General features: G+C 69.7%; 17 protein-coding genes. 8 read left to right on the top strand and 9 right to left on the bottom strand.

Translation table 11 applies throughout. The features are described 5' to 3' along the window. The first annotated feature begins 407 nt into the window (after positions 1-407). Both ACQHII_RS22160 and ACQHII_RS22155 read left to right on the top strand, forming a co-directional pair. The gene (locus ACQHII_RS22160) at positions 408-806 is read left to right on the top strand and encodes a toxin-antitoxin system YwqK family antitoxin (protein ID WP_427920942.1); all 399 of its coding nucleotides are present in this window, start codon (positions 408-410) and stop codon (positions 804-806) included. 170 nt (positions 807-976) lie between these two features. Continuing rightward, positions 977-1,489 (top strand): hypothetical protein, encoded by a 513-nt coding sequence (locus ACQHII_RS22155; RefSeq protein ID WP_427920941.1) that lies wholly within the window; start codon positions 977-979, stop codon positions 1,487-1,489. A gap of 913 nt (positions 1,490-2,402) precedes the next feature. Here the strand turns inward: ACQHII_RS22155 and ACQHII_RS22150 are convergent. Next, positions 2,403-3,641, bottom strand: coding sequence for an IS256 family transposase (locus tag ACQHII_RS22150; protein WP_427920940.1), 1,239 nt, complete (start codon positions 3,639-3,641; stop codon positions 2,403-2,405). A gap of 527 nt (positions 3,642-4,168) precedes the next feature. Between ACQHII_RS22150 and ACQHII_RS22145 the strand changes: the two genes are divergently transcribed. Together ACQHII_RS22145 and ACQHII_RS22140 are read left to right on the top strand one after the other, a co-directional pair. Continuing rightward, entirely contained in the window at positions 4,169-5,845 is a 1,677-nt protein-coding gene (locus ACQHII_RS22145) for a hypothetical protein (RefSeq protein WP_427920939.1), read from the top strand. 500 nt (positions 5,846-6,345) lie between these two features. Then, positions 6,346-11,316, top strand: coding sequence for a DUF3320 domain-containing protein (locus tag ACQHII_RS22140; RefSeq protein WP_427920938.1), 4,971 nt, complete (start codon positions 6,346-6,348; stop codon positions 11,314-11,316). A 22-nt stretch (positions 11,317-11,338) separates the two neighbouring features. Here ACQHII_RS22140 and ACQHII_RS22135 read toward each other — a convergent pair whose 3' ends face one another. The 7 genes from ACQHII_RS22135 to ACQHII_RS22105 are packed head-to-tail and all read right to left on the bottom strand — an operon-like array spanning position 11,339 to position 16,144. Next, on the bottom strand, positions 11,339-11,593 hold the full coding sequence (locus tag ACQHII_RS22135; RefSeq protein ID WP_427920937.1) for a hypothetical protein: 255 nt from the start codon (positions 11,591-11,593) through the stop codon (positions 11,339-11,341). A 31-nt stretch (positions 11,594-11,624) separates the two neighbouring features. Then, positions 11,625-11,954, bottom strand: coding sequence for a hypothetical protein (locus ACQHII_RS22130; protein ID WP_427920936.1), 330 nt, complete (start codon positions 11,952-11,954; stop codon positions 11,625-11,627). After that, a complete protein-coding gene (locus ACQHII_RS22125; protein ID WP_427920935.1) occupies positions 11,954-12,604 on the bottom strand; it encodes a vWA domain-containing protein in 651 nt (216 codons plus the stop codon). Before ACQHII_RS22125 ends, ACQHII_RS22130 begins: the two co-directional genes overlap by 1 nt. Positions 12,605-12,618: 14 nt before the next feature. Continuing rightward, positions 12,619-13,710 carry a hypothetical protein gene (locus tag ACQHII_RS22120; RefSeq protein WP_427920934.1) on the bottom strand — a complete coding sequence of 364 codons (1,092 nt, stop codon included), beginning with the start codon at positions 13,708-13,710 and terminating at the stop codon, positions 12,619-12,621. Continuing rightward, complete coding sequence (locus ACQHII_RS22115) at positions 13,707-14,936, bottom strand: protein phosphatase 2C domain-containing protein (protein WP_427920933.1); 1,230 nt, start codon at positions 14,934-14,936, stop codon at positions 13,707-13,709. The genes ACQHII_RS22120 and ACQHII_RS22115 overlap by 4 nt, the downstream gene beginning before the upstream one ends. Then, positions 14,933-15,349, bottom strand: coding sequence for a hypothetical protein (locus ACQHII_RS22110; RefSeq protein WP_427920932.1), 417 nt, complete (start codon positions 15,347-15,349; stop codon positions 14,933-14,935). The genes ACQHII_RS22115 and ACQHII_RS22110 overlap by 4 nt, the downstream gene beginning before the upstream one ends. 9 nt (positions 15,350-15,358) lie before the next feature. Beyond that, entirely contained in the window at positions 15,359-16,144 is a 786-nt protein-coding gene (locus ACQHII_RS22105; RefSeq protein WP_427920931.1) for a hypothetical protein, read from the bottom strand. A gap of 205 nt (positions 16,145-16,349) precedes the next feature. Here ACQHII_RS22105 and ACQHII_RS22100 point away from each other — a divergent pair, with 205 nt between their 5' ends. The 3 genes from ACQHII_RS22100 to ACQHII_RS22090 all read left to right on the top strand — a co-directional run bounded on the left by ACQHII_RS22100 (position 16,350) and on the right by ACQHII_RS22090 (position 19,927). Continuing rightward, complete coding sequence (locus tag ACQHII_RS22100) at positions 16,350-17,084, top strand: Crp/Fnr family transcriptional regulator (RefSeq protein ID WP_427920930.1); 735 nt, start codon at positions 16,350-16,352, stop codon at positions 17,082-17,084. Between the two features lie 81 nt (positions 17,085-17,165). Continuing rightward, positions 17,166-19,658, top strand: coding sequence for an ATP-binding protein (locus ACQHII_RS22095; protein WP_427920929.1), 2,493 nt, complete (start codon positions 17,166-17,168; stop codon positions 19,656-19,658). Between the two features lie 35 nt (positions 19,659-19,693). Next, positions 19,694-19,927, top strand: coding sequence for a hypothetical protein (locus ACQHII_RS22090; RefSeq protein WP_427920928.1), 234 nt, complete (start codon positions 19,694-19,696; stop codon positions 19,925-19,927). 60 nt (positions 19,928-19,987) lie between these two features. Here the strand turns inward: ACQHII_RS22090 and ACQHII_RS22085 are convergent, their stop codons facing one another. Further along, on the bottom strand, positions 19,988-20,782 hold the full coding sequence (locus ACQHII_RS22085) for an FHA domain-containing protein (RefSeq protein WP_427920927.1): 795 nt from the start codon (positions 20,780-20,782) through the stop codon (positions 19,988-19,990). Positions 20,783-20,940: 158 nt separating this feature from the next. Here ACQHII_RS22085 and ACQHII_RS22080 point away from each other — a divergent pair, with 158 nt between their 5' ends. Next, positions 20,941-22,887 carry a protein kinase domain-containing protein gene (locus ACQHII_RS22080; RefSeq protein ID WP_427920926.1) on the top strand — a complete coding sequence of 649 codons (1,947 nt, stop codon included), beginning with the start codon at positions 20,941-20,943 and terminating at the stop codon, positions 22,885-22,887. The last annotated feature ends 78 nt before the right edge of the window (positions 22,888-22,965 follow it).

Genomic DNA, 22,965 nt, shown 5'->3' with positions numbered 1-22,965 from the left:
TGTATCGGCGGAGAGTCTCACTGGACCGAAATCGAGGTCGACGCCGCCCGCGACCGCTTCGAGTATTTCGACGCCAATCTGATCGACCGGGTCTGAAAGCGAGCGAAGCGCCCATGACCAGTTGATCTCGAATCGAATGGACCGGTTGGTGTGAGAAGAAGGAATGCGCGAGCGTGCGATTGATCGATGTGGAGATCGGCCGGTACGCCTGGTCGGCGTATGCTTGTGGCTGTACGAAAACGGCTACCACTCTGAGATCAACGCCCTGAACGAAGGGATGCTGGCTCGTCCGGGCTCCACCCTCGAAGAGTTCACTGTCTACAATGTTCGACTCAAGGGAACTTTGAAAGGATAGCGCATCATTCGGTGCGACAACTGTCAGCAAATAACGGACGGGGTGCGGGAAATTGGATGAGGTTTCCGACGACGACCTCGATTTCGATGAGGATCTGATCTATACATACCGGGGCGAGCTGTTCACGGGGATCGGATACGAAGAGTCGGAAGGCCGGCGGATCTCCGAGATCCACTACGTGAACGGCAGGCAGGAGGGAGCTGCCCGCGGTTGGTACGCGGACGGGAGCCTGTGCGAAGAGACCTCCTACCGCCAGAACGTCCTGCACGGGAAACGTGTCCGCTATGACACTGAGGGGCGCGTGCGGCTGGAGGAGAAGTACGAGTACGGAATCCTGCTGTCCAAGGTCGAGAGAGATGCCGAAGGGGTCGTGACGAGCAACTATGAGCTCAAGCGCGCGGATCCGCTCTGGAAGACTCTGAGCGACTTCCGGGAACGTTTCGAGTGGTAAGACCTTGGCGAACTCCTTCACCGACAACGTCCTGCCACTGAGCCGGCCCCGCATCACGGGCATTGTGCCCGAAACCGGCATGATCACCAGTGTGGCGCTGTCGGACCCGGAGTTGTGCAGCAGGCTCGAACATGCCGTCCTTCGAGAAGCGATCACATCGGGGGAGGGAAATGACTGTCAGGCCGTCGCTGATCCAGGCCGAGCGCGTGGATTGGGCCTCCCTGCGCTGCGGATGCGGTGAGACAGGCGCCCACATTCCCGAGACTTTTACGAATTTGCTTGACGCGAGTACCCCGGAGGAGATGGCGAAGGCAAGCCTGGACGGACACGTCCACATCCAGTCCCTCCTGTTCGAAGTGGCGGTTCCTGTGACCTCCATGATTATGGCGGCGCTGGTCGAGGAGACTTCAGAAGCCGTCCACTTTCGCCTCCTCGACGAGCTCATTTCCTGCATCGGCGGAGAGTCTCACTGGACCGAAGTCGAGGCAGGCACTCCAGAACTGGAGATCGACTGCCAAATCGCGGCACGCGAGGGGATCTGGGCCCTTTATCAGGAGTACGCGACCGGTCGCGCATCGATGGCTCGGATGATTCTCGATGAGGTTGACGCCGACCGAGACCGGTTCGAGTATTTCGACGCCAAGCTGATCGACCGGGTCCGAAAGCGAGCGAAGCGCCCATGACTAATTGATCTCGAATCGACTGGACCGGCAGGTGTGAGAAGAAGGAACGCGCGAGCGTGCGATTGATCGATATAGAGATCGGCCGGTACGACTGATCGGCGTATGCCTGTGGCTGCACGAGAACGGCTGCGCATCTGGCCGACGACCTGCGGCGGTTGGCAGCGGAGCAGTCCAGCGAAGAGGCTCGGGCGCTTCATATCGAGAACCACGCTATGATCCAGTCGATCCCGCAGGAGCCGGCGGTGCCCGTCGTCTCGGTGCTCATGGCGGCGCTTGCGGGTGGCCTTTCCGCCGGCGCGAGATCGTATGTCTGGATCTACTCAGCGGGCTGGTGTCCAACGACGACGATTCGTCAGAGCAGTGCCAGCGGATCGCGCGGCAGGGGCTCTGGTTGCTGTAACGGGATCTATGGTCCGGCACTTTGCCTGGAATCGTCGCTGGCGCCTATAAGGTCCTGAGGGTGATCGAGGACGACAATGACCGCCTCCGCGCCTACCGGGATTCAGGGCAGATCGATCTGCCCGACTATCTCGCCGACTAAAAATTCCAGACGGGCTACGAGCCTTGCGCGCCGAAGCCCCCGCTGCGCGCGCTGTACCCGGAGCACACTTTTTGGACGGCATTGGCCGCGACCCAAGAGGAACAGAAGATTTTTCTGCTGCATTGCGTGGGATTTCACGTCACCCCTGAGCGGACGCGATTCATGCCCACGCGAGGCCGCACCAATCAGCGGCGACGGATGCTGTCTCACTGCCAACTCCGCAGGGTGGCCGAGATGTAGGGAGACTTGGAGCTACTGCTGTCACGGTCGATGCCGCTTCCCTGCAAGTTTCGTTGGCCGAGCGCCGGAGGGCGCAGGTCACGTCCGCTGGAGTGGTGTATCGACGGCCACTCGGTGATCTCTTCTTTGAGGCTAGGCGGTGAGTTCGGTCGGGACGATGGTCTCGTCGGTTTGTGACTCGATCGGGTGGAGGCGGGTCTTGGCGAGGAGGTCGAGTCCCATGTAGCGGCGGGCTTCGGTCCATTCGTCGTTCTGCTCGGCCAGGACCGCGCCGACGAGGCGGATCAGGGCGGTGCGGTCGGGGAAGATGCCGACCACGTCGGTGCGGCGGCGGATCTCCTTGTTGAGTCGTTCCTGCGGGTTGTTCGACCAGATCTGCCGCCAGATCTCACGCGGGAACGCGGTGAACGCCAGGACGTCGTGCTGGGCGGCGTCCAAGTGGGCTGCGGCCTTGGGGAACTTGGCCTCCAACGCGTCCAGGACGTGGCGCATCTGGGCCTTCACGGCGTTGGTGTCGGGTTGTTCGAAGACGGTCCGCAGCAGGGTGGCCACCCATGGCTGGGCCGACTTGGGGACCTGGCTCAGCAACGCGCGGGCGTAGTGCGTGCGGCAGCGCTGCCAGCTCGCGCCGGGCAGGGTGGCACCGATCGCGTTGACCAGGCCCATGTGGGCGTCGGAGACGACGAGTTGGACGCCGGACAGGCCGCGGGCGGTCAGGGAGCGCAGGAAGGCGAGCCAGCCGGCACCGTCCTCGGCGGTGGCGACGTCGATGCCGAGGATCTCACGGTGGCCGTCGGCATTCACGCCGACCGCGATCAGCGCGTGGACGTTGATGATGCGGCCGCCCTCGCGGACCTTCTGGGTGAGCGCGTCCACCCAGACGAAGGCGTAGGGGCCGGCGTCCAGGGGGCGGTTGCGGAACGCGGCGACCTGTTCGTCCAGGTGCTTGGCCATCGCGCTGACTTGGGACTTCGACAGCTGGGTGACGCCCAGGGACTCGGCGAGCTTCTCGACTCTTCGGGTGGAGACACCCAGCAGGTAGGCGGTGGCGACCACTGAGATGAGGGCCTGTTCGGCCCGGCGGCGTCGCTCCAGCAGCCAGTGCGGGAAGTAGCTGCCCTGGCGCAGCTTGGGAATGGCAAGCTCGACGGTGCCGGCCCTCGTGTCCCACTCGCGCGGGCGATAGCCGTTGCGGTAGTTGACGCGTTCGTCGCTGACCTGCCCGTATTCGGCATTGCAGAGGGCATCGGCCTCCGCGGACATGAGCGCGTCGGCGAACGTCTTGACCATCGCGCGCAGCAGATCGGGACTCGCCGAAGCGAGGTTGTCTTCCGCGAGGGCGTGCAGGGGCAGACTGTCTGGTGCGGTCATCGTGCTGATCTCCTTCGAGGCTTCGACACTTCGAAGATCAGCCGGTGGCCGTTCAACTATGCGGGCACCATCCCGATGCCGGAGCAAACCCCCGGATCAGGTCGAACCCGTACACCACTTCCCTGGACGCAACCAGGGCGCATCCTCCGAGACTTGTAGGCTCGCCACAACTGGCGCGGCGGGTACGTGAATGCGGCAGTGCTCGCGACAGTGACGCTCGCGGTGGCCGCCCGGTGGCCGGACGCCTTCGGACGACGTGAAACGAGGAGGCACAGGATAATCGGTCGCACATGCACTGATCAGGCCGAACATCACTCAGCACCACGGTGCGGCACCGAAGAGCATGATCACTCGTGGTCTTGTAATGCGTAGGTCGTCGGTTCGAGTCCGACAGGGGGCTCCAAGGCAACCCTCAGGTCAGATTTCTGACCTGGGGTTTCTTGTTTCGGGTGGTCTTGGAATCCGGGCCGGTCCTCGATCCTTGCGCGCCCGTTCGAAGTCGGCCGATTCCCTGGGGGGGAACCATCTTGAGACGCAGCGCCTTCCTGGCGGCAGCCACGGCGACCGCCCTGTCCGCCACCCTCTTCACGGGCTTCTCTCCGGCCCACGCGGACAACGTCACCGGCGGACCCGTGTTGTCCGACGCGGACGGCTGGTACGAGCCGGGGCTGGTCTTCGTGACCGCGCACTCCGCCAGCCCGCTCACGCACATCACGGCGCACTTCTATCCGCTGGACGCGCCGGACGGGGGAGCGGAGGCCGGGGAGACCGCCGACTTCACCCAGTACACCGGGCAGGACGCGACGTCCGGCACCTGGCGGGCACCGGTCCATCTGGCCGACCTCAGCGACTACCGGGTGACCGTCGACCTTCAGGACGCCTCCGGCGCCACCGTCACCGGTGCTCTCTCCCCGCACACCCTGCGGTACCAGACCGTCGTCAGGATCCCCGAGCTGACCGCCACCCCGACCGTGCCGGACTACCTCCACCAGCAGGTCACCGTCAGCGGCACCGTCCTCGCCACGGACCCCCGCCACCCGGACACCCCGACTCCCGCCGCCGGCGTACCCGTCGACATCGAGACCGGGCGGGGCCGGGTGAACGCGACCAGCACGGACGACGGCCGCTTCACCGGCGCCTTCGTACCCGTCCAGACGTCCGTCGACCTGACCGCCGCACCCGGGGCCTCCGCCAACTACCCCGGCGCGATCGACCTGTTGAGCCCCAAGCAGCACCTGCACACCACCCAGGCACCCGTCCGCTTCACCGCCAGCACACACACCCTGAACCTGAAACAGGGCGCCACCGGCACCGTCACCGGCCACGCCGAGATCCAGACCACCGCCGGCTGGCAGCCACTGCCGAACACCACGATCACCCTCTCCGGACTCGACGCCCGCAACCGTCCCGAATACCTGGTCGGCGAGACCACCACCGACAGCCACGGCGCCTACACGCTCCCCGTCTCCTCCTACAACGCCGCCCCGGCAGCCCAACTCGCCGCGGGCACCGACTACATGCCCTTCCAGCAGGTCGCCACCGAGCCCTTCAGCCTCCATGTCGCCTACGCCACTCACCTCGACATGAGCGCGGACCTCACCGACACCTCGTCCCTCAAGGTCTCCGGCTACGTCTACTACGAGGACGCACGCGCCCACTGGCCCGCCAAGCCCACCATCACCCTGCAGTACTCGAAGGACGGCAGGAGCGGCTGGAAGAACGCCGCCACTGTCCCCATCAAGATCCGCTACAACAAGCCCCTGTTCGAGGAGGACTTCGCCCGCACCCTCACCACCACGAACACCAACGGCTACTGGCGCGCCCGCTTCGACGGCAATCCGGACCTGGCGACCAACACCACCAAACCCGTCCGCCTCTACCGCTACGCCACCCGCATCACCGGCTTCCACGCCTCATCCGACCCGGTCCGCAAGAACCAGGCGTTCAGTTTCGCCGGCACCCTCCAGTACAAGAACGGCACCACCTGGAAGCCGCTCCACGGCGGTTCCCCCACCCTCTACTTCAAGCCCCGCGGCTCCACCACCTACCGCTACGTCACCGAACTGGGCACCGACAGACGCGGCCACCTCATCGGCATGGTGACCGCCGAGAAGGACGGCACGTGGGCCATCGCCCTCAGCCGCGAGACCGAAGACCACTACCTCAGAAGCGCCCGGGTCACCGACTACGTCGACGTCCGGTGAGATTTGTAGGGCTGTCACAACCGGTGTGGCACCAGAGTGTGAACCCTCGTGGTCTCGCAATGCGTAGGTCGTCGGTTCGAATCCGACGGGGGGCTCTCCGAAGCCCAGCCCAGACAGTTTCCGAGCTGGTCTTTTGTGTTTGTCGGATGTGGTGGCGACGCTGAGCGCGGGCCGCACGGCGGTGGGGGCAGGTGCCGGGGCGGGCAGAAACGCAATCGTGCCGGCCGTGTCGTTGAGCGTCGCTGCCAAGGCGAGTACAGCATCAGAAGGCGAGTACAGCATCAGTCCGACGCTCCGGGGAGATCGGAGATCTTCACTGAAGCGGGTGCGCCGGGCTGTAAACACTGAATAATTAACGGACTTGGGGGGTTGCGGGTGGGTTGCCTCCTGCGCGTCTTCTGTTCCGGAGGTATGTCTGTATGCCCAGTTCGCGTACAACCGGGGCCGCACAGCGTGGCGATGGCGGTGCCGCAGGGGGCGGTGACCCCGCCCTCGACCGGTTGAAAGTCGTTCTGGGCAGCTGGCGCAGCTCGTTGCTGGACTTGGGTGGGCGCAACCGCCTGCTGAACTTCCGTCATACGAGGACCGGCACTCTGGAGATCACGGCTCCCGATGTCACCGCTGTGCTCGCCGGGCTGGCGCGAGGCTGGTCCTTCGCTCCTGTCGAGGACGCCGAACCCGTCGACGGCGACGAGGGGGTGGCTCCGACCGGCGGGGTGTTCTACGAGTACGACACCGCCCCCGCGGGCCGTCGTCCCGATCGCGCCCCCGGCCTGGTGACACAGAAGACCACGCAGACGGCTCTGGACGCGTCGCTCTACCAACTGCGCCAGAAATCCGGGCAGATGTACAACGACTACGGTCTGTGGGTGCTCTGGCTGGGCATCGGCATGCTGGACTGGCGTGAAGCGGGCGCCGAGGAGACGAGTTCCGCTCCGTTGCTGCTCGTACCCGTGGAGATTCGCCGGGACGGCCGTGGGCAGTCGCTCCTCCACCTGGCGGAGGAGCAGGACCGGATCCACAACCCCGCGCTCGCGGTCAAGCTGGAACGGCTGGGCGTCGACTGGACCCCGGTGGCCGACTGCGACGTGACCGATCCGGGTGCCGTTCTCGCCGCCGCCCGGGAGGTCGCGGCGACGCAGGACTGCTGGTCGGTCGACCAGCGTGTGGTGCTCGGGCTGTTCGCCTCGCACAAGGAGGCCATGTACCAGGACCTCCAGCAGAACGAGGAGCGCATCCTCGCTCATCCGCTGGTCCGGGCCGTAGGCCTCGGACCCGACGCCGGGCTGCCCGACGACCTGATCGGCTTCGAGCCGCCGGACCTCGACCGGATCGACGAGATCCAGCTCCCGGAGCGGACCCCGCTCGTGCTCGACGCGGACTCCTCGCAGCGGCAGTGCATCGCGGCCGCGGTGGACGGGCGTTCCTTCGTGATGAGCGGTCCTCCCGGTACCGGCAAGAGCCAGACGATCACCAACATGATCGCCGCGCTGATGCATGCCGGCCGGTCCGTTCTCTTCGTCAGTGAGAAGGCCGCCGCGCTCGACGTGGTCCGCAACAGACTTCGGGGGGTCGGCCTCGGCGACTTCGTGATGGCCCTGCACAGCGGCGACACCAGCAAGAAGGCGGTGGCGACGGAGCTCGAACGGGTGTTGACCACCGAGGTGCGGATCACCGGCGCGGCCGAACACGAACTCGACCGGGCCCGTCGACTGCGCGAGGAGCTGTCCGCCTACGCGGCGGCGATGAACCTGCCTCGGGCACCGCTCGGTCGTACGCTCCATGACGTCCTGGGCCGTCTGGTTCTGCTGGAGCGGGCGGACACCCCGCCTCTGACCCTCGGTGCCAGGAGCACCGGCACGATACGGCGGCTCACCGCCGGACAGTTTCAGGCGCTCGTGGAGGCCGTCGGTGCCATCAGCCGGGCCTGGCGGCCGGCGGCGGAGGGCGAGGCGTTCGTCTGGCGCGGGCTGAAGGAGGACTCCGCCGCGGCCTCGGTGCTCGCGGAGGCCGCGGACGCGCTCGCGGATCTGCGGACGGCCGTGGAGCGTCGTCCGTTCGCGATGACGACCGCCGAACCGGGCACCGTGCACGAGGTACGGCAGTTCGTGCGGGTGCTGGAGGCGGGGCTGCCGGAGCGGGATCCCGCTGGGGCAGAAGGAGTTGGCGGCGGGCTGCCGGAGGACCCGTCCGGGAGTCTCGCGCAACTGGCCGAGTTGTTCGGACTGCCCAAGCCGGAGACCGCCGAGGCCGCGTTCGGCCTGCTGGAACTCGCCGATCTGGCCTCCGCGTCGGCGCGACCGCCCGCGCGGTGGTTCGACGACGACGGGTTGCGCGAGGCGCACCTGGCCGCCGAGGAGATGCGGGGCGCGCTCGCCGCCCGCACGGCCGCTCGTGCGGCGGCCGAGGACGTCTTCGACGCAAAGGTGCTCGGGGCCGACCAACTGCCCGCGTTGGTCGAGAGGTTCGGCGAACAGCACCGGGGCGTGTTCGCGCGGATGTCCGGCCAGTACCGGAAGGACCGGGACGCGGTGGTCGCCCTCACACGAGCGGGCGTGTGGGACAAGGCCCTGCCCCAGCGCTTGAGCGACGCGCTCGCGTGGCAGAACGCGGCTGCCGACGTCGACCGTCTTGTTGTACGTCACGAAGCGGCCCTGGGCGGCTATGTCCCCCACGACGAGAGCGAATTGGCGACGCTGGACGCCGTGTTGGCCGCGGCGGACCGTATCGCGGCACTTGCCGGGGCGGCCGTCGAGCGGGACCTGCTCACGGCTCGGCTGGCCGACGGCACGGAGATCGATCCGATGCCGGGGCTGCTGGCCCGGGTTGTTCGGGGCGCGTTGGCGGGGTGGTGCGACACGACGACGCGTCGGGCCGCTCGGTGGGCGGAGTCCTCGGCCGCGCTGCACGACCTCTTCGAGGAGTCGCGCCAAGTCCCCTTGTCCTTCGCCCTGTTCGGAACGTTCGAACAGGCGCAGCAGGCCGTCGACGAGCTCGGGGCCGATCCGCGCGGGCCGGAGGAATGGCGGGCGTACCGCTCCGGGCTGGACGTCCTGGCGCGGCACGGTGTCGACGAACTCGTCCCCCGCGCGGTCGAACGTGGCGTCCTGCCCGGGCAGTTGGCCGCTGTCGTCGAGCAGGCGGTGCTCAAGTGCTGGGCCGACGACCTCCTGGCCACCGACGGCCGGCTGGCCACGACCCGCTCCGCGGACCTGGACGCCCGGGTGGCGGACTTCCAGGAGGCCGACCGACGGCTGGTCGCCGCCGCGAGCGGAGCCGTGATCGAGGCCTGCAACAAGCGCCGCCCACGCCGGTTCAGCGGCGGAGCGGCGCTGGTGATCAAGAAGCAGGCCGAGCTGAAGCGTCGTCACATGCCGGTGCGGGACCTGCTCGGCCGTACCCGCGACGTCGTCCGACTGATCAAGCCGTGCTTCATGATGAGTCCTCTGACGGTCAGTCAATTCCTGCCCGCCGACTACCACTTCGATGTGGTCATCTTCGACGAGGCGTCACAGGTGCGCCCGGCCGACGCCATCAACTGCGTGTACCGGGCGGACTCCCTGATCGTGGCCGGTGACGAGAAGCAGTTGCCGCCCACGTCTTTCTTCGACTCGTCGGTCGAGGACGACTCGGACCAGTACGACGAGGACGTACCCGACAGCTTCGAGTCCCTGCTGCACGCCTGCAAGGCGGGGGCCCTGCGCGATCTGTCCCTGCGCTGGCACTACCGCAGCCGCCACGAGGACCTGATCACCTTCAGCAACAGGTCGTTCTACGGCAACTCCATGGTGACCTTCCCGGGAGCGCTGGACCTGGGCGACGACATCGGCGTCGAGTTCTTCCCGGCGCAGGGCGTTTACGACCGCGGCGGCCGGCGGGACAACCGGCTGGAGGCGGAGTTCGTCGCCGGGCGGGTCATCCACCACTTCGACACCCGCCCCGGTCGCACCCTCGGCGTCGTCGCCCTCTCGCAGGCGCAGGCGGCGGCCATCGATCAGGCCGTCCAGCAGGCCCGGCTGCTCCGGCCCGACCTGGAGCACTGCTTCACCGAGGACCGGCTCGACGGGTTCTTCGTCAAGAACCTCGAATCCGTCCAGGGCGACGAGCGCGACGTCATGATCATGTCCATCGGGTACGGCCCCGACGAGCAAAACAAGTTCGGCACGAACTTCGGGCCCATCAACAAGGACGGCGGCTGGCGGCGCCTCAACGTCGCGGTCACCAGGGCGCGGTTCCGGATGGAGGTCGTCGCCTCCTTCCGGGCCGGCCGCCTGCCCGACAGCCCGAACGAGAGCGTCCAGCACCTCAAGCGGTACCTGGAGTACGCCGAGAACGGCCCCGCCGTCCTGGCCCAGGATGTGCTGCAGGCCGACGCCGAGCCGGACAGCCCGTTCGAGGAGTCGGTGCTGGAGGTGCTGCGCGACTGGGGTTACCGCGTACAGCCGCAGGTCGGTGTCGCCGGATACCGCATCGACATGGGCGTACGGCATCCGGAGTTCCCCGGCGCCTACGCGCTCGGCATCGAGTGCGACGGCGCGATGTACCACTCGTCGAGGACGGCCAGGGACCGCGACCGACTGCGAGAAGAGGTACTCGCCGGGCTCGGCTGGCGGCTGCACCGCATCTGGGGCACCGACTGGTACCGCGGGCGGGCCGCCGCCCAGCTGAGGCTCCGTGAGGCCGTCGAGTTGGCGGTGGAGCGGGGGCCGATGTCCGACTCCGCACCGACGGCGGCACGGACACCATCGGCGGTGGCCGCCGAGAACGACGAAGCGAAGAACGCCTCGGACGCCGGGCCGTCTGTGCCGCTCCCCGACGTGCCGGTCTCCCCTGGTGCCTCGGAACCGCACAACAGCATGCCGCAGACTGCCTCGGCGCCGGTTGACCCTGAGCGCGTTCCTGTCGACACCGAGCCCGACCGGCCCTGGAGCTCCCTGTACGAGACGGGCGGGATGGCCGTTTCCTCGCCGTACGAACTGCACACCCCGGAGGCCCGACCGGCCCTGCGCACGCTTCTGACCAGGGTCATCGGGATCGAGGGCCCCATTCACGAGGAACTGCTGGTGCAGCGTGCCCGGGAAGCGTGGGGCGTGGCCCGGGCGGGCAACAGGATCCGCGACAACGTACGGGAAGTGGTGCGCGGTCTCGTCCGCTCGGGAAAGGTCGGTGTCGACGGCCTGTTCCTCGACGTGGCAGGCCGGGAGGAACTGGACGCCCGCGCTCCGGCAGAGGGCGATGCCGTCCGCAAGGTTGCGCACGTGGCTCCGGCCGAGCGGCAACTGGCCCTGTACGAACTGGCGGCGGAGTGCCCCGGCATGTCCCAGGACGAACTCGTCCGGCACGCGGGCGAGTTCTTCGGATGGCGCCGGATGGGCCGGGACATCCGCGGTTTCCTGGACTCCGACATCGACGAACTCCGCCGCCGGGGCAGGCTGAAGGAGACGGACGGGCAGATCACGGCGGTCGGATGACGGAACCTTTCGGCGAGCCCCGTCAACCCGTGCGGACGAACTCCATGTTGATCGAGTACATGAACTGGCCGACGCTCACGCACTCCCAGCCGACGGCTTCGACGGAGCGTACGACGAGGTCGATCTCCTTGCGGATCTTCTTCATGGGGTTCCTGACCCGGGCCATGCCCCGGGGGTCGATGTCGATGGACGCTTCGAAGGTGTGGTCGCCCTGTGCGTGTGCGCGTCTGGCGTCCGCGAGGAGTTTCTGCATCCGGATCGCGTGCAGCATTCCCATGTGCGTCTCCCGCTTGGATGGGACGGTCGGTTCACTGCCGTGGTGTGTGGGTGTTCGGCGAACTGCCGGTGGTTGTGGTTGTGGGGCTGGGCAAGTCGGTCGGTGAGGTCGAGGGCGGGGGCGGGAGTGCGAGCGACGGGTGTGGCGACGGTGCCTCGGGCGTGCGGGAGTGGGTGGGGGTGGGCTGCGCGGTCTTCGTCGGGTGTGAGTCCGCTCCGCTGCCGTTCGATGGAGCGGCGAGGACATTGCCCGTCACCTCGACCGCCGCGCCGCAGGTGAGCAGGGCTATGGCCAGTGCGGTCAGGCCGGTAGAGGCGCGGCGGGCTCGGGAGGTCGTGGAGCGCGGGTCGGTGTCCGGCATCAGTCGACGTATTCCTGGGCGACCTCGACGTACTCGAAGCCCTTGACCTCGGTGGCGATCTGCATCCGGCCGGTCTTCGACGAGGCGATCAGGCTGTTGAGGAGGCCGGTGATCGCTCCGCTCAGCGCCGAGTCGGTGTCCGAACCGTCGGCGATGAACAGGGCCTTGGTCGCGACCTGTTGGAGTACGTCGCGCTTGGCGCTGCCGAAGCCGTAGGCGATCACGTGCGGGTGGCGCGGCCAGTCCCGGTTCACCAGGGTGCGCAGGGAGTTTTGCCAGTGCGCGTCGGTGGGAGCGCCGTCGGTCAGGAAGAAGACCGTCGGCCGCAGCACGCTGAAGTGCTGGGCGCGCAGATCGCTGACGTCCTGTTCGATGCGCTCCCGCACCCGGTCGAAGGTCTTGCCGTACTCCGTGCGGCCGCCGCAGATCACCTCGGGCATGGCCGGCACCTGCTCCATGTCCGACATCGGGATCACCACGTGCACATCGGTGGAGAAGGCGACCACGCTGACCCGGGCGAACTCCGAGACGCGGGGATTCGTCGCCAGGTTGTAGTGCAGGCGGGAGAGGGTCGCGTTGAGCACCTTCTCGTGCGGCTTCATCGACGAGGACGCGTCGATCACCACGTAGGTGGGCAGGCAGAGCGACATGGTGCACCTCTGGGCTAGTGGTTGGCGGCGATGACGAACAGCACGATCACGGCCAGGGCGAGCACGAGGATCCAGCCGGCCCGTAGATCGGATCGGGGTGGATCGGAGAGCGGCACGGGTGTGGTGGTGCGGGGCTGCGGGATCGTGACCGGCGGTGGGGGGAGTGGGGGCAGTTCCGTGCGGGGCGGGCGGGGCAGGGTTCTGAGGTAGGGGCCGCTGTCCAGGGCCTGGCCCAGCTGTGCGGCCGAGGGGCGGCGTTCGCGGTCGGTCGCGAGGAGCATGTCGAGCAGTACTTCGGAGACCGCGGGCTGGTTCGGCCAGGGGGACGCGGCGACGGTGTGGAAGGCGTGTGCGTCGCGCCGGCCCGTCAGGCACTTGGCGACGAGCAGTCCGAGCCGGTAGCGGTCGGTGTACGTGTCCGCGTCGGTGCCCGGCGGGGTGAGCGGGTCGGCCCAGTTCGGCTGGTGGAGGTCGGACATCTTCTGCGGCTGACAGCCGTCGACGTCGATGAGGTAGACCGAGTCCTGGTCCGGGCTCCAGAAGGCGTTGGAGAACGACCAGTCCGAGTAGACCAGGCCCAGGCTCTCCAACACCGCGGCGAGCTCGGTGAGTTGGCGACAGGCGGCCAGCCGGCCCGCGAAGCCGGGAGGCGGCAGTCCGACGCCCAGGATCGACTCGTCGGACTTCGCCAGCCAGTCGATCTCCACGAAGCGGTGCTCGCGGAAGTCGCCGCGCCGCAGCTCGGCACGGTACGGCTCGGGCGCCATCGGGATCACACAGCCCACGGCCGGGGCGTCGGTGTCGTGGATCCGGGCGGCGGGCCAGCACGTGCCGGAGTACAGCAGCGCGCGCTCCGCCGCCGGCAGCGTGTCCGGCGCGGAGACCAACAGGTCGAGCCGGTCGGCGTCCTCCCGGTGCTGGTCGGGCCGGTAGAGCTTCGCCAGCCAGCCCGGATGGTCCGTCAGCGGCGCTACGGCGATGGCCTGGCCGTTGTGTTCGGAGATCGGCTCGTCCAGTGGTCCGAGGTCGCCGACGCTGACCGCGCGCGGCAGAGTCCAGCCCCGCGGATCGGCCGCCGGGCCGCTGAGGGGAAGAGGTTCCGTCATGCCCGGCCGCCGTTCCACAGCACGACCGCGGTCCGGTCGTCGAGGCACTGCGGTGCGTCGAAGCCGACGTCGGCGGTGAACCGCGTGGCCGGGACGGGCGAGCGCCAGGCGTTCGCGAAGTACGTGTTGACGTTGTCCGCCGGGTCCGCCCACGCGTCGCCGATCCCGTCCGTGACCAGCGCGAGGGCGGCGCCGGGAGCGAGCGTGACGTAGTGGTCCCTGGCCAGGTGCGGGGTGTCCGGCAGCCGCCCGGCGACCTCGTTCGAGACCACCGCGGCCGTACGGTCCTTGGTCTCGCCGGCCGAGAACCGCCACAGCGGGGCGTGCGGGTCGAGGGTCCAGGCCGAACTGTCGCCGAGCCACGCGACCCAGGCCCTCGCGACGCCGTTCGCGTCCGGCTCGGCGAGCACCGCGGTGATCAGGACCGTGGCCAGGTGCGAGGTGTCGACGCCGCGGCCCGCCGCGTGCCCGGCGATCGCCGCCGCGATCCGCCCGTACAGGTCCTTGACGTCGAGCCCGCCGAAGCCCGCCGTCTCGATCCGCTCGCGCAGCAGGGTGACGGCCTGGCTGGAGGCCGTGGTGGCCCCGGCATCGGACCAGGCCGCGCTGGACAGACCGTCGGCCACGGCCACGATCGCGTACCGGCTGTCCCGGCTGCGCCCGATCCGGTACGAGTCCTGGCGCGGCCCGGCCGGTTGGCCGCAGCGGTGGCCGGGCCCGATGACGGAGGCCGCACGGACGGTGAAGGCACCGACGGTGGCCTCGTCGGCGGCGATCCCGTTCTGCACCGTGCGCTCCGGCAGCAGCCAGGGGTAGCCCTGGGCCCGGGCGCCGTCGCCGAAGCGGGGCACGCTCAGGTCGGTCGGCCGCTCGCGCAGGAACGGCCGGGGCCTCGCGGGCTGCGACTGCGGCACCGGAGGCCCGGTGACGTACCGGCAGACCGGAGCCGTAGCGCCTGGTCGGTCTTCCGGTCCGGGCCGGTCGCGCTGCCCGGCCGGCGGTGCGGCGGACTCGGATCCCCATACCGCTGCCGCGCCTACGACACCCACCGCCGCGAGGGCGAACATGTCCACGAGCGGGCCGTACCGCCGGTGCGGGGTGCTGACCTCGATGAAGGCGCCGATGACGACGGCCACGAACAGCACCGCCCGCAGCCGTCCGTCCATGAGGCCGCCGTCCCGCCGGCCGTCCCGTCGGCTGTCGTACCGGCCGTCGTCCCGCGTCACGGCCGTTCTCCGGAATCGCCGGAATTCGGCCCGGAGGCGAAATTCTGAACGCCCCGCTGTACCGCGAATACCTCACCGGAATGGGTGGCGGAATTGAGCTGGATCGCGATGTCCGGCTTTTCCGGGGGCCGTAGCGCGGCCAGGGTCATGATCTCCCGGGCGAGATCCGGATTCCGGTCGAGCAGCTGGGACAGGGCCTCGGTCCAGTAGGCCACCGCACCGGAGTCGACCGCTCCCCTCGCGGCGGTCGACTGCCGGCGCAGTGCGGCGGACAGCTCCTCTCGGCGGCTGCCGCGCGCCTGGGCGAGGACGCGGCCCATCAGCGACCTCGCCTCCTGCCAGAGATCGGTGCCCATCGCGGAGACCAGAGCGGTGGCGCCGCTCACGGCCAGTTCGGCGAGTTCCTCGTTCATCGGCGCGGATCAACCCCGGTCGTGGTGGCGGATGTGCTGGACGCCCCGGTGCACGGCGAAGACCGTGCCGTTTCCCGTGGCCTGGACGAGTTGCTCCACACTCCGCGGCTCGGGTGATGCGGGCCGCTCGCCGGAGCCGGAGCCGGAGCCGGAGCCGTGGCCGTGGCCAGGGTTGTGGCTGGGGTTGCGGCCGGGGTCGACATGTGGCCCGACAGGGCTGCCGGGATACCAGAGCCAGGCCCTCGCGGCGTACTCCTTGACCCGGACGTCGGCCGCGGTGAAGGCGTCGGCGTCGAGCCCCTCGTGGCCGTGGCCGACCGTCTCCTCGTAGAAGTGGTGCGAGAGGATCGCGGCCACCGGGGTGCCGCCGGTGCCGGCCCGGGTCGCGTCCCGCAGCGGGGCCGAGTCCAGCAGCCGGGCCAGCGCCTCGAAGGGGGCGCCGGAGACGGTGCCGTCCGGATCGAGCCTGATCTCGCCCGCGTGCACCGCCGCCCGCACCCGCAGCCGGGTCTCCGCGGCGGTGTTCCGGTTGTGCTCGCGGATCCGCGCGTTCAGCTCAGGGAGCAGCGGGACCAGCAGTCCGGCCTTGGGCAGCGCGGCCGGGGCGACGAGGTGGCAGCCGTCGCCGGTGTCGACGTACAGGAAGGTCCGCGGGTCCGGGCCCGCGATGCTCAGGGCGTCGGACAGCGCGGAACGCAGAACTCCGCGGATCTCCTGCAGCCGCCGCTCGCCGCGGCCCGCGGAGCCCGCGATGTCGCACGCGATCAGGGCTCGGTATTCGTACCTCGGATTCACGATTCCTCCGCGATGCGATGCGATGTGATGCGATGTGACGCGATCACGACGGGGACCGGCAATTCGAAGATCGATACGCCGTCGTCCCTGTTATTCGGTGTCGACAAGATGATTGACGAGACCGTAGAGGAGGGGTCCCCGGGTAGAACGGCTACTACTACGGCTTGTGCGGTTTCGGCTGCACGAGGGAAGAGAGGTGTGGCCGATGAACAACACACGGGTGCGCGGGGCCGCGACCTACTGGCCGCCGGCCGGACTGCTCGGCCGGGTCGACGAGACCGACCGCGCGATCCTCATGGGACTCGGCCACCACGTGGCCTACCCGGCCGGTCAGATCACCATCCGCGAGGCCGACACCTCGGACTTCGCGCTGCTCCTGCTCGGCGGCATGGTGAAGGTCACCGCGCACGCGCAGGACGGCCGCGAGGCGCTGCTGGCCGTACGGATGGCCGGGGACCTGGTCGGGGAGTTCGCCGGGATAGACGGCCGGCCGCGCGTCGGCACCGTGACCGCCTGCGGCAGGGTGCTGGCCCGCTACATCCTCCGCTCCGAACTGCTGGAGTGCGCGAAACAGCACCCCTCCATAGGACTCGCCGTCAGCGCGAGCGTGGTGGCCAAGATGCGCACGGCGACCGGCCGGATCGTCGACTTCACCGGCTGCGACGTCCTCGGACGGCTGGCCAGAATCCTGCACCACCTGGCCGTCACCTACGGCCCTCCCGGCCGCAACGAGGCCCAACTCCCCCTGTCGCAGCCGGAGATGGCCACCCTCGTCGGCGCGGCCGAGTCCTCGATCCACAAGGCCCTGCGCGCGCTGCGCGAGTCGGGCTCGGTCGTGACCGGCTACCGCAGGATCACGATCCTCGACCTGGACCACCTCGCCCGGATCGCCCTCGCGGCCGGGCCCGCCGGATCACCGGCGATCTCGCCGAACACGTAAAAGCACCGGGTTCGCACGACGGGTCGGCGCCAGCATGACCGAGTGCCGGGACCCGGGCCTCGGAGAAGACGGGGGAAACAGATGACAGACGACAACGGTGCTCCGGAGGCTGCTTCGGAGGCCTCCGGCCGGATCCGGACCGGCGACATGTCCGGAGCGATGGTCGTGGGCAACGGCAACACCGTGAACCTCCTGAGGATCACCGCCGAGTCCGGCTCGACCATCACCGTGAAACAGGAACCGCTGCCGGACCCGGTCAAGCGCCGGCCGATCTCCCAGCTGCCACGATCCGCCGCCGAACCGCTGATCGGCCGGGCACGCGACGCGGCCGTACTCCAAGAGGCCGTCGAGACACGGCAGTTGGTACAGATCTGGGGCGCGGCCGGGGTCGGCAAGAGCGCGCTGCTGCGCCACCTCGCCCGTGAACTGCCGCGCGGGCACGATGGCGTGGCCTACGTCGAGGCCGGCGGACGTACGGCCGACGACCTCGCGCAGGCGATCTTCGACATCAGCTTCGACGCACCGAACTACAAGCCGTCGACGGAGGTGCTGAAGGAGCATCTGAAGACCCTGCGGCTGCGGATCTACCTGGACGACGCGGCACTCGACGAGAAGGACCTGCGCCGGCTCTTCGACATGGCGTCGCGGTCCACGTTCGTCTTCACCTCGCAGGCGCGCTCCGCGCTCGACGGCGTGCACGCGATCCGGCTCGACGGGCTGGCTGCCCCGGCGGCGGCGGAACTGGTGACGGCGCTGCTCGCCCGCGCGCTGCGGCCCGACGAGGCGACGACCGTGGCCGCGCTGTGCGACGCGGTGGACGGCAACCCGCTCCGGCTGCGGCGCATCGCCCTGTCGGCCGCGACCGGCAAGGGCCTGCCCGGCATCGACGACCTCCCCGAACTGCTTCCCGCGCTGCTGAAGAAGCTCGGGCCCCGGGAACGCGACCTGCTGCATCTGCTCGGCTCGCTGTCCGGCGCCGAGCTGGCCGCGCGGCACTTGAACGATCTGCTCGGCGGAACGGACGTCGACACGATCGCCGAGGGCCTGGTGCGGCACGGTCTGCTGCTCGCCTCGGAGACCGGCTACAGCTGCCCGCCGGATGTCGCCGAGGCCGTGCTGAACAGCCGGCGGACGGAGTTCCCCGCCGATCGGCTCTGCCGGGCGTTCACCGTCTGGGCCGAGGCGGTGGACACCACGCCGGACGACGTCGCCGCGCACTTCCAGGCCCTGGACGTCGCGGTGCTGCGCGCCGAGCGGAGCGGACACGCCCGGCTCGGCGTGGAGTTGGCCCGCGTCGCCTCCCCGAAGCTGGCGCTGTCCCGGCAGTTCGACGCGTGGGGCAGCCTGCTCGGCGCCGGCTGGGCGGCGGCGAGGAGCGCGGGGGACGGGGAGAGCGAGGAGTTCTTCCTGCACGAGGCCCGCACCCGCCGGAAGGCGATCGGACGGGTCGCGCAGACGACGGCGCTGGTGCTGGAGGCGGAGGTGCTGTGGCACGAACTCGCCGTTCTGCACGCGCAGTCGGCGGGTCATCAGGTCGCCGGGCAGTCGGTGGTTCATCAGGCTGCCGGGCATGCGGTGGCGCACCAGGTCGCCGGCCACGCGGTGGCCCATCAGGTCGCCGGCGGGGCGGCGAGTACCGTCGCTCCGCCGGTCGCGTCGGCGCCAGTTGCTTCGGCGCACGGCGTGGTCCATGTGCAGGCTGTCGCCAACTCGACTGCTGCGTCGGCCACTTCCGCCGCCCCGGCTCCGGTGCACGCGGTGCGGCCGGTGGTCGACCTCTCCGGCGGCTCGGCGCAGCCGCATCTCGCCGTCCACACGGCCGGCGCGCACTCGACCGCATCGGTACCTCAGCGGATCGACCTCTCGGCGGCGCACTCCTCCGGTGTCCACTCGACGCACGCTGCGAACACCACGACGACCGCGGCGAGTACCGGTCACACGGGAGTCGTCGCCGGTGGGGCAGTCGCCAAGGGCGGCATGACGGGACTGGCCCTCGCCTGCACGCTCGGCCTCGCGGCGGTGGTGGGGGTGGGGGCCATGGTCCACGCCAACGAACAGTCGACCTCGTCTCCGGCCGTCGTGTCGAGCTCCGTCGGTACACCGGACCTGAGCGACGAGACCTTGCCCGCCTACGAGCCCTCGCCCAGCGTCGATCCCGTGTGCGCGAGTGGGATCCCCGAACTGATGCCGGAGATGCAGCAGTTCGGCGCCGACGCGGACATCATGTCCGCCGCGATCGACTCGTACAACAGTGACATGGCCGCCTACAACTCGGGCCAGTCGTCCACGACGCCCGACGACAGCATGCTTCTCTCCGATATCGGCACCGTCATCAGCGACCTGGATTCCGTCGAGTCCACCTTGCAGGGAGCCATCTCGCAGGCCCAGGACAGCGCCGTGGAATCGGACCTCGACGACATGCTGACCGCCGTTCAGGAGATCCAGGACCTGAATCAGTCGTTCAAGAACGATCTCGAGAGCGATCCGGGAGGCGGCGCCGAGATCGACACATCGGCTCAGGCCTCGGCCCTGGCATCGGCCGCAGCCAGCCTGCAGACCGACTGCGGCACCTGACCTCCCCTCGTAACCCACCGAAAGAAAGGCCGCCCATGTCCGCCGAACCCACCCGCGGAGACATCCACACCGGTGACGTCTCCGGCACCTTCGTCGTAGGCGACAACAACCGCGTGACGAACACGACGCGCGCCCCCGAGCAGCCGGAGCCGGAGCCGCGATCGGGCCAGCACAGCTCCGCGCAGGATCGGGCGGCCGTCTTCGCGGTTCAGGACGGCCCCATGTACGTCACGTACCACGCGGCGGCCGAGCGGGAGGCGGAAGGCTGAGGAACGCGGGGTGCCCCGGCCGACGCCCGGCCGGGGCACGTACCCTGCGATCCGCCCGGTTCAGTCCTTGTCGGCCAGCAGCTCCATGTCCTGGGCGCTCAGCGTCGCCGTCTTCAGGAGCTCCCTGATCAGGTTGACGCTGAGCGTGGAGCCGACCGGCTCGCCGACCTCGTCGCGCAGCAGTCCGCGCACGCCCCGGCGGTGCAGGCGTTCGCGGACGTCCTCGACCGTGTTCGCGACCGACTTGTGGGTCCAGGATTTCGTCGCGTACGGGGAGGCGTTGACCAGCCGGGCCGTGTCCTCCCAGGCCAGCGGGAGCGGGAAGGCGTCGTGGCCCTCCAGGTAGCGCCGGGCGAGGGCGGTGAGCACCAGCCGCTCCTGCGGGGAGAGTTCGTAGACCGTCTCGGGGTCCACGGTCTCCGCGCCGCTAGTGGAGCGGGGATTCCGGTCGTCCTCGTCCGTCACCCGGACCTCGACCAGATGGGAGCGCCGTTTGGACGAGTTGATGACCAGCGGGGTGTACCCGGAGGCGATGAGCCGCTTGTGGCCGGTGAGCATCAGCACGCCGTCGGGCAGTTCGATCGGCAGATTGCCGGTGTTGACGAGCCACCAGTCGCCGTCCGCGGCCGTGCAGGTGAACACCCCGTGCCGGCGGCTGACGGTCGGGTCGTCGACACCGACCGGCACATGCACGTCCTCGCGGTCGCGCCCGAACAGCAGCGTGTACCGGCGCGGCGGCACGGCGTACCCGCCCTCCGGGCCCAGCACGAAGATCGTCCCCGGCGGCGCCGAGGGCACCCGGTCGGAGGGACTGCCCGGCGGCAGCATCTGGGGTGGGAAGTTTCCGTACGCCATGTCACATACCCTCCGCTCGGCTCGCGTCAGTGTATGAACGCGCCGCGGGGACCGGTCCTCCGGCCGACGGGTATACGTCTGCCCCAACTCGTGTTGCCTCGCCCTGACTTGATCGATAGCCTGCCCGCCCGTGCACGCGAGCGGTCGGGGAACTGCTGATGATGGATGGCACGATCGCCGAACCGCTCGGCGCGGACGATCCGCAGGAGATCGGCAGCTTCACCATCATCGGTCTGCTCGGCGTCGGCGGCATGGGCGAGGTCTACCTCGGGGCGTCCGACAAGGGCTACGCCGCCGTCAAGCGCGTCCGGCCGAGGCTGGTCGCCGGCGAGCGCTTCGAACGCGAGGTCGGCCTCCTCTACCGGGTGCCGGCCGGGGTCGGGCCGCGCGTGCTGGCGAGCGACGGCACCGCCGAACGCCCCTGGTTCGCCACCGAGTACGTGCCCGGACTCACCGTGGACGAGGCGGTACGGCTGCGCGGACCGCTGCCCGCCGGGGCGCTGTGGCTGCTGCTGGCCGAGACGGCCGCCCAGCTGTCGGCCGTACACGCCGCCGGGATCGTGCACCGTGACGTCAAGCCCGGCAACGTCATGCTGGTACGGGACGGCGTCAAGCTCATCGACTTCGGCATCGCCCGCGCCGCGGACCAGGCGAGGCTCACCAGGAGCGGCGGCAGTTACGGCACTCAGGGCTTCTCGGCACCGGAACAGCAGGCCGGCGACGAGGACGTGGACGCGCCCGCGGACGTCTACTCGCTCGGGGCGCTCGTGCTCTACGCGGCGTCGGGCCGTACGCCCGGAGTCGTCCCCGACGCGGAACCGCTGCGTGCCGTGGACCCCGACCTCGCCGCCGTCATCGGCTCCTGCCTCGCGACCGCCCCCGGAGCCCGCCCCACCGCCGCCGAGGTCGCGGCCACGGCCCGCGCCCACCTGCCCGCCCCTCCTCCCACCTGGCCTTCCGAGGCCCTGTCCCGCATCGCCGCGCGCCGCGCCTTCGCGGCGACACCGGTCGGCAAACTGGAGACGGTCCCGCCGCCGGAGCGGGGCGCGGAGGCGAGCGAGAACGGGGACCGGAGGTCGGCGCTGGACGCGAACGCGGACGGGAGGCCGGTCCTGGGCGCGGCTGTGGGCGCGGACCGGACGCCGAACCTGACCCCGGACCGGACGCCGAACCTGACCCCGGACCGGACGCCGAACCTGAAGGCGGACGTAGACCGGAGGCCGGCGCTGGACGTGGGCGCGGACGCGGACGCGGACTGGACGCCGGCCGTGGGTGCGGACCCGACGCCGAGCCCGACCCCGGACCGGACGCCGAACCTGAAGGCGGACGTGGACCGGGCGCCGAACCCGCCGGCCGATCCGGCGCCGGAAACCACGTCCCCGTCCACCGAGTTACCCCGCCCCCGGCACAAACGCCCGCTCCCACTCCTGCTCACGATCGCCGCGGTGATCGCCCTCGGCGCCGTCTTGGCCTTCGTGCTCGCACCGTCCCCTTCCCGGCACAACGGCGCCGCGCATCCGTCCGGCAGCGCCTCGATCAGCGGCGAGCCCGTGGCCGGGACGACCCGGACGTCCTCCGCGAGCCCGAGCGGTTCGGCCTCGCCCACCGCGGAGTCCGGGCGCCCGACCCCGGTCGTGGCGACCGGCACGCATACGACCGTCCCGCCGAGCACGTCCGACAACCCGCGTTCGCCCTCCGGCCCCGCGACGACGACCGCCACGACCTCGGCGGCCCCCACCCACGTCACCTCGTCGTCGATCAGCGGCATCAGCGGCAACGAAGACCCGGCCCAGGTCAAGGGCTCCGAGGCGGACACCTCCTGGGTCGGCAACGACGCCGCCTGCTCCGCCTGGCTGGACGACAACGGCTCCGGTGAACTCGCGGGCGTCCTCAACACCTCCCTGGGCCAGGACTGCGGCGCCGAGCTCTACCGCAGCGACGGCATCGCGTACACCTTCCAGGCCTCCGTGGGCGCCGCGAAAACAAACTTCATCCCGGACGTCGGCACCACGATGTGGATCTGCGTCTGGAACGCGAGCGACCGCTCCGACGAGCAGTGCGGCGCCCGCTTCACCATGAACGGGCATACGCCGGTCAGGCAGTGAAACGAACGCTGTGAGGGCACCGGCGGATTCACGCTCCCGCGTGCCCGCCGTCGACCGCCGACGTGCTCCTGACACGGC

Origin of the sequence: Streptomyces sp. cg40 (assembly GCF_050320165.1) — a bacterium.
In the GTDB taxonomy this organism is placed as follows: Bacteria; Actinomycetota; Actinomycetes; order Streptomycetales; family Streptomycetaceae; genus Streptomyces; species Streptomyces hokutonensis.
This window is presented reverse-complemented; position numbering and strand designations above follow the sequence as displayed.

Bases quoted from the DNA above. Each gene is read 5' to 3' on its own strand.
- ACQHII_RS22095 (WP_427920929.1), top strand. From the start codon at position 17,166: ATGACAGACGACAACGGTGCTCCGGAGGCTGCTTCGGAGGCCTCCGGC.
- ACQHII_RS22080 (WP_427920926.1), top strand. From the start codon at position 20,941: ATGATGGATGGCACGATCGCCGAACCGCTCGGCGCGGACGATCCGCAG.
- ACQHII_RS22090 (WP_427920928.1), top strand. From the start codon at position 19,694: ATGTCCGCCGAACCCACCCGCGGAGACATCCACACCGGTGACGTCTCC.
- ACQHII_RS22135 (WP_427920937.1), bottom strand. From the start codon at position 11,593: ATGGGAATGCTGCACGCGATCCGGATGCAGAAACTCCTCGCGGACGCC.
- ACQHII_RS22110 (WP_427920932.1), bottom strand. From the start codon at position 15,349: ATGAACGAGGAACTCGCCGAACTGGCCGTGAGCGGCGCCACCGCTCTG.
- ACQHII_RS22130 (WP_427920936.1), bottom strand. From the start codon at position 11,954: ATGCCGGACACCGACCCGCGCTCCACGACCTCCCGAGCCCGCCGCGCC.
- ACQHII_RS22100 (WP_427920930.1), top strand. From the start codon at position 16,350: ATGAACAACACACGGGTGCGCGGGGCCGCGACCTACTGGCCGCCGGCC.
- ACQHII_RS22085 (WP_427920927.1), bottom strand. From the start codon at position 20,782: ATGGCGTACGGAAACTTCCCACCCCAGATGCTGCCGCCGGGCAGTCCC.
- ACQHII_RS22150 (WP_427920940.1), bottom strand. From the start codon at position 3,641: ATGACCGCACCAGACAGTCTGCCCCTGCACGCCCTCGCGGAAGACAAC.
- ACQHII_RS22120 (WP_427920934.1), bottom strand. From the start codon at position 13,710: ATGACGGAACCTCTTCCCCTCAGCGGCCCGGCGGCCGATCCGCGGGGC.
- ACQHII_RS22125 (WP_427920935.1), bottom strand. From the start codon at position 12,604: ATGTCGCTCTGCCTGCCCACCTACGTGGTGATCGACGCGTCCTCGTCG.
- ACQHII_RS22155 (WP_427920941.1), top strand. From the start codon at position 977: ATGACTGTCAGGCCGTCGCTGATCCAGGCCGAGCGCGTGGATTGGGCC.